The following is an 8,981-nucleotide window of genomic DNA, read 5'->3' as shown; positions in this document are numbered from 1 at the left end:
GTGCGCACTCCGAGGACCTGGACGGCCTGGTCCTACTGGATCTTCCCGACCACGACTCGACCGAGGTGGAGCACCGGCTGATCGTGGATCGCCTGGTGGAACTGGTCGACCTGCTGGTGTGGGTGGTGGACCCGCAGAAGTACGCGGACGCCGCACTGCACAACCGGTACATCAAGCCGTTCGCCTCGCACTCGTCGGTGATGGTGTTCGCGCTGAACCACATCGACAAACTCACCGAGGACCAGCGCAAGAGCTGCCTGAGTGACCTGACCCGCTTGCTGAAGTCGGACGGCCTGAAGAGCCCGACAGTCGTTGCTACCTCTGCTGTGAGTGGGGACGGGCTGGACGAGCTCCGGGACCTGCTGGTCAAGCGGGTCAGCAACAAGCGCGCGGCACGTGAGCGCCTCGCGGCGGACGTGGACCGCGTCTCCGACCGGATGGCCAGTCAGTGCGGCAACGCCAAGACGCCCGAGATCGCCAAGTCCGACATCACCGAACTAGTAGACGCGTTGTCCGAGGCAAGCGGTGTGCCTGTGGTCGTCGACGCAGTACGGCGGTCTTATCTGCAGCGTGCACGGGCAGCCACAGGTTGGCCGGTCACCAAGTGGCTCGGCCGGTTCCGGCCTGATCCGCTGCGGCGACTGCACTTGGAGCAGGTTCCCAGGCAGCAGGGCAAGGCGCTGCGCAAGTCCGCGTCCAACGAGGTGTCGATCGCTCGGTCCTCGTTGCCTGCGGCAACACCAGTGCAGCGTGCCCGGATGGACACTGCGGTTCGCAACATCACCAACAAGGCGGCTGTCGGACTGTCCAGGCCGTGGGCCGACTCAGTCCGTACTGCGATCCGCCGGCGCGAGGAGTCTCTCGGGGACGAGCTGGATCAGGCAGTCGCGCGGACTGACCTCGGAGCCAGTAACAATCCGGGCTGGTGGGGTGCTGCGCGGTTCCTGCAGTGGCTGCTTTTCCTTGTGGCGTTGGGCGGAGCGCTCTGGTTCGCGGCGCTCTTGGTGTTCAAATACCTGGACCTGGAAGACCCGGCGATGCCGGACTGGCAGGGCATCCCCCTGGCGGCGATCATGCTGGTCGGGGGTGTCGTGTTGGGCGTGGCCGTCTCCTTCGGGTGCCGCCTGTTCGCTGCCAACGGCGCCGGCCGACGTTCCCGGCTGGTGGCGAAGGCCCTCCGCACGGAGCTGGAGAAGGTTGCCGACAGCCACGTTGTCGCCCCCGCCCGCGAAGAGCTCGAGGCCTACACCCGCTGCCGCGACCAACTGGCCATCGCCCGCCGCTGACCAGGCCCTACCTGCGAGGTCCGTCAGTCGAGGGAGCCGTCGGGGGAGAAGTGGGCCATCGAGGCCTCGGCGGCGGCGCGGAGCTCCTCTTCGCTGACTAGGCCCGATGCGCGGATCGCCTTGACCCAGGCCTGCACAGAGTGCTCTGAGAACCTCAGCACCTCGGGGGAGTTGGCCATCTCGGCCGGGTCGTCGTCCTCGCCGAGCTGCCCGGTGAGGTAGAGCGCGAGGCCGAGCAGTGCTCCGTCCCAGCCCGGTCCGACATACAGGGCGCCGGCAGGGCCGCCGAAGTCGGCCGGTACGGAGTGGTCCATCTGCAGGTTGGTCGTCTCGTCCGGACCCGGCGTCAACCGGATCTCCACGAAGCTGGTCGGACCGCCGAAGGTGACCTTGAACCGGTCCGGCGGTTCGCACTCGAGGATCTCGCCGCCGGCGTTGCCCTCCAGTTGGAAGCTGCCGCCCACCTTCAGTTCGCCGCTGATCGGCAGGAACCAGCGGCGGATCCGCTCGGGGTCGGTGAGCGCGTCCCAGACGTCCTCGACCTCGGCGGTGTAGCTGCGCTGGAGCACCACCCGGACCTCTTCGCCGGTCTGGCTGACCTGCCGGTGGATCGCGTTGATGTGCTCGACGATGTCGATCACGCTGCCCGTTCCCTTCACCCTCGCCCGCGGCTGGTCCGCCGGTCGACGGGACCAGAGTGCCGCCTTGCACTTATATAAGTCAAGCCTGAGATTTGATTGTCCACAGCTCGCGAAATCGTCCGCCGGTTCGGGGCAGAAGAGGTGCATCTTCTCTGGTGTCAGCACAGATGCGACGGAAGGACAGCTGTGAGAGAAGGGAAGGGAGTGACATGAGCGTCGGTGAGACCTATTTGACCGTGCAGGGCTGGGTCGGCGGCGATGTGCAGTTCAAGGAGGTGGCGGGCGGGGTGGCGCTGGCCTCGTTCCGGCTCGGCTCGACGCCGCGGCAGTACGACCGGGCCAAGGGATCGTGGGTCGACCGGCCGACCACCTGGTACACGGTGGAGTGCTGGCGCACGCTGGCCCAGAACGTCTTCGACTCGGTGTACCGGGGTCAACCGGTGGTGGTGTCCGGCCGGCTGAAAACCACCGAGTGGACCGAGGAGGGCGGCGAGACCCGGCAGCGGACGGTCCTGGACGCGTTCTCCGTCGGCCACGACCTCACGCGGGGGACCGCGAAGTTCGCCAAGAACGCGCGGCAGGCCTTGGCGGTTGCGGGCGATTCGCTCGACCAGGAGATGCGGGACCTTTCCCCTCGGGCGGAGACCAGCGGTCCGGTGGGCGACGACTTCTATCTCCCGGATGAGTTCGCATCGGACGCGGGCCAGCCGACGCCGGTGGGAGCGGCGACGCCTGCGGGAGAGTCGACGGGATCCGATCAGGAGCAGGACGCCGAGCGGCAGGCGGCCTGACCGCACCCGATGAGCACCCACTGGCTCCCGGCCGGTTTCCCGGGCGGGCTCCGGTTGGGAGTCAGTGGGCCGGACCGCATAGGCTCTGAGGCATGGCGGAATTCATCTACACCCTTCGCAACGTCCGGAAGGCGCACGGGGACAAGGTCGTTCTCGACAATGTCACCCTGAACTTCCTGACCGGCGCGAAGATTGGCGTGGTCGGGCCGAACGGCACCGGCAAGTCCTCCCTGTTCAAGATCATGGCAGGGCTCGATCAGCCCTCGAACGGTGAGGCCAGGCTGGCCGAAGGTGCGACGGTCGGGATCCTGCTGCAGGAACCGCCGCTGACCGAGGGCAAGACCGTGCTGGAGAACGTGGAGGAGGGGGTCGGCGACACCAAGGCGAAGCTGGACCGCTTCAACGAGATCTCCGCCGAGCTGGCCGATCCGGACGCGGACTACGACACGCTGCTGGCCGAGATGGGTGATCTGCAGACCGAGCTGGACCACCGCAACGCCTGGGACGTGGACGCTCAGCTCGAGCAGGCGATGGACGCGCTGCGGTGCCCGCCGCCGGACGCGATCGTGGACACCCTGTCCGGTGGTGAGCGTCGCCGGGTGGCGCTGTGCAAGCTCCTGTTGCAGCAGCCCGACCTGCTGCTGCTCGACGAGCCCACCAACCACCTGGACGCGGAGTCCGTGCTCTGGCTGGAGCAGCACCTGCAGAAGTACCCGGGTGCCGTCCTGGCGATCACCCACGACCGGTACTTCCTGGACAACGTGGCCGAGTGGATCCTGGAAATGGACCGCGGCAAGACCTACGGGTACGAGGGCAACTACTCGAAGTACCTGGAGACCAAGCAGGAGCGGCTCGTGGTCGAGGGCCGCAAGGACGCGAAGCGGCAGAAGATCCTGGAGCGCGAGCTCGAGTGGGTCCGGTCGAACGCGAAGGCGCGGCAGACCAAGAGCAAGTCCCGGCTCGCCCGGTACGAGGAGCTCGCGGCCGAGGCCGAGCGTTCCAAGAAGCTGGACATCGACGAGATCAACATCCCGGCGGGCCCGCGACTGGGCAGCACCGTGCTGGAGGCCGTCAAGCTGGAGAAGGGCTTCGGCGATCGCAAGCTGATCGACAGCCTGAGCTTCTCGCTGCCGCGGGCCGGCATCGTCGGCGTCGTCGGCCCGAACGGCGTCGGCAAGTCGACGCTGTTCCGGATGATCGTCGGCGAGGAGACCCCGGACAACGGCACCCTCCGGCTCGGCGACACGGTCCGGATCTCGTACGTCGACCAGTCGCGCGGCGGTCTGGACCCGAAGAAGACCGTCTGGGAGATGGTGTCGGACGGCCTCGACTACATCAAGGTCGCGAACTTCGAGATGCCGAGCCGCGCGTATGTGGCGTCGTTCGGGTTCAAGGGGCCGGACCAGCAGAAGCCGACCGGGGTCCTGTCCGGCGGTGAGCGGAACCGGCTGAACCTGGCGCTGACGCTGAAGATGGGCGGCAACCTGCTGCTGCTCGACGAGCCGACCAACGACCTGGACGTCGAGACCCTGCAGTCGCTGGAGGATGCGCTGCTGGAGTTCCCGGGCTGCGCCGTGGTGATCTCCCACGACCGGTGGTTCCTGGACCGCGTCGCCACCCACATCCTGGCCTGGGAAGGCACCGACGACGACCCGTCCCAGTGGTTCTGGTTCGAGGGCAACTTCGCCGCCTACGAAGCGAACAAGATCGAACGCCTCGGCGCCGAAGCGGCTCGCCCCCACCGGGTCACCTACCGCAAGCTGACCCGCGACTAGAGCCCATAACTAGAGCTTGGGCTTGGTCGACTTGCCGTCGAGCCAGAGGGTGTCGGACTCGTCGCGGTGGACCCCGGTGCTGCCGACGTGCTTGTCGCCGATCTTCGGGCCGTTCTTGATCACGTACACGAGTGCCATCGCATGGCCGCGGCCGAGGTCGTAGTCCTCCTTCAGCCAGTCCACAACGGCGTTGGCCTTGGTGTCCGGCCCCTCGAATCCACGCTCGCGCGCCAACTCGACCAGCTGCCGAGGGGTCAGGCCTGTCTTCTCTTCGATCTTGTCGAGGTATGCCTGGAAGGACATCGGTAGCACCTTTCACCAGCAGTCCGCGGACCGCGCCGTTGTCGGCGCCCGATCGGCCGCCTCACCAGAGCGTCGGGCGGGCCCTCCCGATTTCGACACCCTCACAGATCCTGGACTGTCTGGGCCTCCGCGACGGCGTCGCTGAAGAAGGCCTGGATGGTCTGGAGTTCGGTGTCGGTGCGGGTGGCCAGGACGGACTGGATGCGCCGGCCCTGTTCGGCGTACAGGGGGGCCAGCTTTTCCTGGATCGCCTCGACGGACGGGGTGACCAGGACCTTGCGGCGGTCGGTCGGGTCCGACTGGCGGGTGATCAGGCCGAGGCCCTCGAGGCGGTCGATGACGCCGGTGACGGTCCCTGAGGTGAGTCCTGTGTGCTCGGTGAGCTGCCGCGGCGTGAGCGGGCCGTAGGTCTGCAGCAGCGTCATGAACTGGGAGTCGCTCGCGCCCAGACCGAGCTTGGCCGAGACCGCGTGGTTGAACAGGATCACGTCGGCGATGAACCGCACGAGCTGCTGCTGCAGTTCGGCGGCGACTTCTTCTCTGGCACTCATCACAGACCTCTCCAAGGTGCTGGCTTGATTTTCTCTCGGAACTCCAAGATACTCGGATCAACGAGATACTTGTAGATCCGAGACAATCTTAGAGGGGATCGACCCCGACGGGAGCCGGGCCCTGCACGCACTCCTGCCGAAGGACCTGTACGACACGTTTGTGGCGACCAGGGCCCGCGACCCGAAGTACTTCAACATGCTGACCGAGGACCTGAAGGAGGTCCTTTCGTTCGACCTCCCGCCCTCGACCGACCCGGTGGAGAGCGAGAAGTCGATCAGTAGGATGACGCTTCGCCAGGTGCTGCTGACCGGCCTGGACGACGTGGTCGAGTTCGGCAAGGAGTTCGTTCGCTTCGAGCAGCACGCCGACAGCGTCACGGCGTACTTCGCTGACGGTTCGCAGGCGACTGGTGATCTGCTGGTGGCGGCTGATGGCTCCGGATCCGGGGTACGCCGGCAGTACCTGCCGCAGGCGAAGACTGAAGAGACCGGGATCATCGCGATCGCGGGGAAGCTGCCGATCACCGAGGAGAGCGCGAAGCTGATCTCGCCGAAGGTGTTCGAGGGCATCTCGATCGTGACCGCACCGCACGGGTTCAGCTGCATCCTGCACGTGATGGAGTTCCAGTGGGACCGCGACGGTCAGGTCAAGCAGGGGATCGGCGGGAGCACCGAGGAACTGATCCGGCAGTGGCCGGGGCTGCAGTTCGACAACACCCGCGACTACATCAACTGGGGGCTCTCGGCCTCGGCGGACAAGCTCCCGGCGAACGTGATGGAGTTGCGCGGCCAGGAGCTGATCGACCTTGCCCTGCGGGTGACGCCCGATTGGCACCCGAACCTGCGCAGGTTGTTCGAGTTGGCCGATCCCGGGACGTGCTTCCCGATCGACATCTGGACCTCTGTGCCGCTGGAGCCTTGGCAGAGCAGCAACGTCACGCTGATCGGGGATGCGATCCACACGATGACGCCGGGCCGCGGGGTCGGCGCCAACACCGCTCTGCGGGATGCGCTGGCGCTGTGCCGCAACCTGATCGAGGTTCGCGACGGCAGGGCTGAGTTGCTGGAGGCAATCAGTCGGTACGAGTCGAAGATGATCGAGTACGGCTTCGACGCGGTGATCAAGTCGCGGCAGCAGATGAGTGCTGACGACCCGATCCACAAGCCGGTGATCGGCCGGGTCGTGCTCGCGGGGATGCGGACGGCGATGCGGACGGTCAACCATCTTTCGCCGCTGAAGCGTCGGATGCGGGACTCCATGCTGACGTACCGCGGTGCCGAGCGGGACGAGGAAGAGTTCGTCATCAGCCCGGCGGCGAACGGACATCCGAACTACTCGTGAAGCGTGCGTCAGCCGACCGCTTTGTTCTGGCCGGCACCCCAGGCGCCGATGGCCATCATTGCCACCGCTACCAGGAGTGCTGCCAGGGAGGCGTTCCAGCTGTTTGTCGCGTCCCGCAGAGCGCCTAGCGTGAAGGGACCGGCGGCGCCGATCAGGTAACCGGCCGACTGGACTGTGCCGGAGAGTTCGCGGGCGACGTCGGAGGTTCTTGCTCGGAGCACGATCAGGGCTAATGCCAGGGCGATCGCGGCGCCTTGGGCTAGGCCGGCCAGGACCGACCAGAGTAGGTAGAGGTCGGGTGCTACAAGCAGGCCGACTACGCCGACTGCCCAGAAGGCGCAGACGATTAGAGCGAGCGTCCGCTGGTCTGTGAGGCGTGCTGCCAGGGTTGGCATCACCAGGGCGGAGGCGATGCCGAGCAGGTTGAAGAGGGAGAGCGCAAGGCCGGCCTGCTGTGCGCTAACGCCGTGGTCGCGCAACAACGCCGGCAGCCAAGCCAGTACGGCGTAGTAGGCGAGCGACTGTGCGCCCATGAACAACGCCAGAGCCCAGGTAACCCAAGACCGACGAACACTGACAGGTTCCCGTACGCCGGCGCTGGGGTCGGGCGAGTGCCCGGTCTGAGGGGTAGTAGCGGGTTGCCCGGGCGTGCTGGTGGTGGGAGAGGCGCTGAGGCAAGTGGTGGAGTTGGCGGGCCGTAGTACTAGGAAGGTCCAGGTGGTGGCGGCTAGGAGGGCGGGGGCTGCCCAGATGAAGAGGGCGCCGTGCCAGCCGAGGCCGGCTGTTGCTAGAGGGGTGCTGATGGCGGCGGCTACGGCGGCGCCGCCGATGAGGGAGGCGGTGTAGAGGCCGGTTGCTAGGCCGACGGCGTGCTCGGAGCGGCCGGCTAGGTGCTCCTTCACCAGGGGCGGGGTGAGGACGTTGCCGACGGTGATGGCGGTGCCTAGCAGGAAGGTGCTGGCGAAGAACCAGGCTGCTGTTGGGAGCAGACGCAGGGCGCAGGCTGCTGCTAGTACGAGCATTGCGAGCACGATTGCTCGGTCGCTGCCTAGGCGTCTGCCGAGCGCGGCGCTTGCAGCTGACAGAGCGCCGAAGCAGAGGACCGGCAGCGTGGTGAGGAGACCGGCGGCGCTCCGGGACAATCCCAGGTCGGCCCGGATGTCTGGCAGTAGTGGCGAGACCGCGGCGATGCCGGCCCGAAGGTTGAATGCCACCAGGACGATCGCAATCACCGCCGCGAGCGGAGTTGGCCCGACGGGTTTTGAGGGATTCATTCAGCCGGCTCTGGGCTCACCCGGACGTCGAGTAGCAAGGGATGACGTCGGGCTGCCAGCGAGGGTAGGACCTCGTCGAGGGTGTCGAGCAGTGTGGCGTGGTCCCTGATCCGGAGCGATGGGCAGCCGAGCGAGGTCGCGATTCCTGCAACGTCGACGTCGAAGCCAGGCCACGGAGCATTGCCTCCGGCGGCTTGTGCCAGTTGGTCCATGACTGCGTAGCCGCCGTTGCTCAGGACAACGAACAGTACGCCGCAGTCGTACTTCGCGGCGCTCCACAGGGCATGGATGCCGTACAGCGACGAGCCGTCACCCACCACGGCGACGACCGGGCGGGTGGGATCACCCATTCGCAAACCAGTTGCTGCAGGCAATGCGAAGCCGAGCCCGCCCATTGCGGCGCTGACGAATCCCCGCGGCGCCCGCGCCGGAATCAACCGATGCAGATCAGGCCGGCTCGACGGGGACTCCTCTACCAACACCACATCCGCAGGCAACCGCTCGGCCAGCGCCGCAAACACATGCACAGCCCGCAACGCCTCGCCCGGGCCGGGGGCCCGGACATTGCGCTCACTCGGTAGGGCGGAGGCGGCCGGTGATCGTCCCGCGCCAGCGGCCTCGCCGGGTAGACGTTCCGCTTCGGCCTCTGCGGCCTCGCCGGGTTTAGGTTCGTGGCGGCGGATTAGTTCTGTTAGGCGGGCGCAGGTTGGGGCGGGGGCGGATATGGCGCTGAGGTTGGCGGCGCTGTGGTGGGCGGTGTCGGGGTCGTCTGAGATGACGATCACCGTGGTGCCTGGGGTTACCAGGGGGCCTGGTTCGTAGGGGTATTGGCGGAAGGCGGGTGCTCCGACGACCAGGACTACGTCGTACGGGGTGAGGGTTTTGCGTAAGGAGGTGCGGTCCGCGGGGAGGTGGCCGGCGAAGGCGGGGTGGTCTTGGGGAAAGCCGGCTCGGGCGCCGAACGCCTCTTGCCAGACAGGGCAGCCGAGTCGTTCGACCAGGGTGATGAGGGCCTGCC

9 protein-coding genes are annotated in these 8,981 nt (G+C 67.0%); 4 read left to right on the top strand and 5 right to left on the bottom strand.

From position 1 onward, the window contains the following. Positions 1–1,286, top strand: a 1,286-nt coding sequence (locus VFG33_RS25275) for a P-loop NTPase family protein (RefSeq protein WP_325055438.1), incomplete at its 5' end; no start/stop codon positions are given. Between the two features lie 23 nt (positions 1,287–1,309). On the opposite strand, the gene VFG33_RS25270 is transcribed toward VFG33_RS25275, so the two are convergent. Continuing rightward, positions 1,310–1,927 (bottom strand): SRPBCC family protein, encoded by a 618-nt coding sequence (locus tag VFG33_RS25270; protein WP_325055437.1) that lies wholly within the window; start codon positions 1,925–1,927, stop codon positions 1,310–1,312. A 209-nt stretch (positions 1,928–2,136) separates the two neighbouring features. Between VFG33_RS25270 and VFG33_RS25265 the strand changes: the two genes are divergently transcribed. Both VFG33_RS25265 and ettA read left to right on the top strand, forming a co-directional pair. Continuing rightward, positions 2,137–2,718, top strand: coding sequence for a single-stranded DNA-binding protein (locus tag VFG33_RS25265; RefSeq protein ID WP_325055436.1), 582 nt, complete (start codon positions 2,137–2,139; stop codon positions 2,716–2,718). A gap of 92 nt (positions 2,719–2,810) precedes the next feature. Beyond that, positions 2,811–4,493, top strand: coding sequence for an energy-dependent translational throttle protein EttA (gene ettA / locus VFG33_RS25260; protein WP_325055435.1), 1,683 nt, complete (start codon positions 2,811–2,813; stop codon positions 4,491–4,493). Between the two features lie 9 nt (positions 4,494–4,502). Here the strand turns inward: ettA and VFG33_RS25255 are convergent, their stop codons facing one another. Further along, positions 4,503–4,796 (bottom strand): DUF4287 domain-containing protein, encoded by a 294-nt coding sequence (locus tag VFG33_RS25255; protein ID WP_325055434.1) that lies wholly within the window; start codon positions 4,794–4,796, stop codon positions 4,503–4,505. 101 nt (positions 4,797–4,897) lie between these two features. After that, positions 4,898–5,347, bottom strand: a complete 450-nt coding sequence (locus VFG33_RS25250) for a MarR family winged helix-turn-helix transcriptional regulator (RefSeq protein WP_325055433.1) — start codon at positions 5,345–5,347, stop codon at positions 4,898–4,900. A gap of 160 nt (positions 5,348–5,507) precedes the next feature. Here VFG33_RS25250 and VFG33_RS25245 point away from each other — a divergent pair, with 160 nt between their 5' ends. Continuing rightward, the gene (locus VFG33_RS25245) at positions 5,508–6,689 is read left to right on the top strand and encodes an FAD-dependent monooxygenase (RefSeq protein WP_325055432.1); all 1,182 of its coding nucleotides are present in this window, start codon (positions 5,508–5,510) and stop codon (positions 6,687–6,689) included. A gap of 8 nt (positions 6,690–6,697) precedes the next feature. Here the strand turns inward: VFG33_RS25245 and VFG33_RS25240 are convergent, their stop codons facing one another. Continuing rightward, positions 6,698–7,903, bottom strand: coding sequence for an MFS transporter (locus VFG33_RS25240; protein ID WP_325055431.1), 1,206 nt, complete (start codon positions 7,901–7,903; stop codon positions 6,698–6,700). A gap of 56 nt (positions 7,904–7,959) precedes the next feature. Beyond that, on the bottom strand, positions 7,960–8,981 hold a 1,022-nt coding region (locus tag VFG33_RS25235), incomplete at its 5' end, for a thiamine pyrophosphate-dependent enzyme (RefSeq protein WP_325055430.1).

Source organism: Kribbella sp. (genome assembly GCF_035687465.1).
GTDB lineage: Bacteria > Actinomycetota > Actinomycetes > Propionibacteriales > Kribbellaceae > Kribbella.
Note: the sequence above shows the minus strand (reverse complement) of the source record. Positions and strands in the feature narration are given on the sequence as shown.

What these genes read in the sequence shown, in the direction of transcription:
- VFG33_RS25265 (WP_325055436.1), top strand. Translation starts at nt 2,137, where the DNA reads ATGAGCGTCGGTGAGACCTATTTGACCGTGCAGGGCTGGGTCGGCGGC.
- ettA (WP_325055435.1), top strand. Translation starts at nt 2,811, where the DNA reads ATGGCGGAATTCATCTACACCCTTCGCAACGTCCGGAAGGCGCACGGG.
- VFG33_RS25255 (WP_325055434.1), bottom strand. Translation starts at nt 4,796, where the DNA reads ATGTCCTTCCAGGCATACCTCGACAAGATCGAAGAGAAGACAGGCCTG.
- VFG33_RS25250 (WP_325055433.1), bottom strand. Translation starts at nt 5,347, where the DNA reads ATGAGTGCCAGAGAAGAAGTCGCCGCCGAACTGCAGCAGCAGCTCGTG.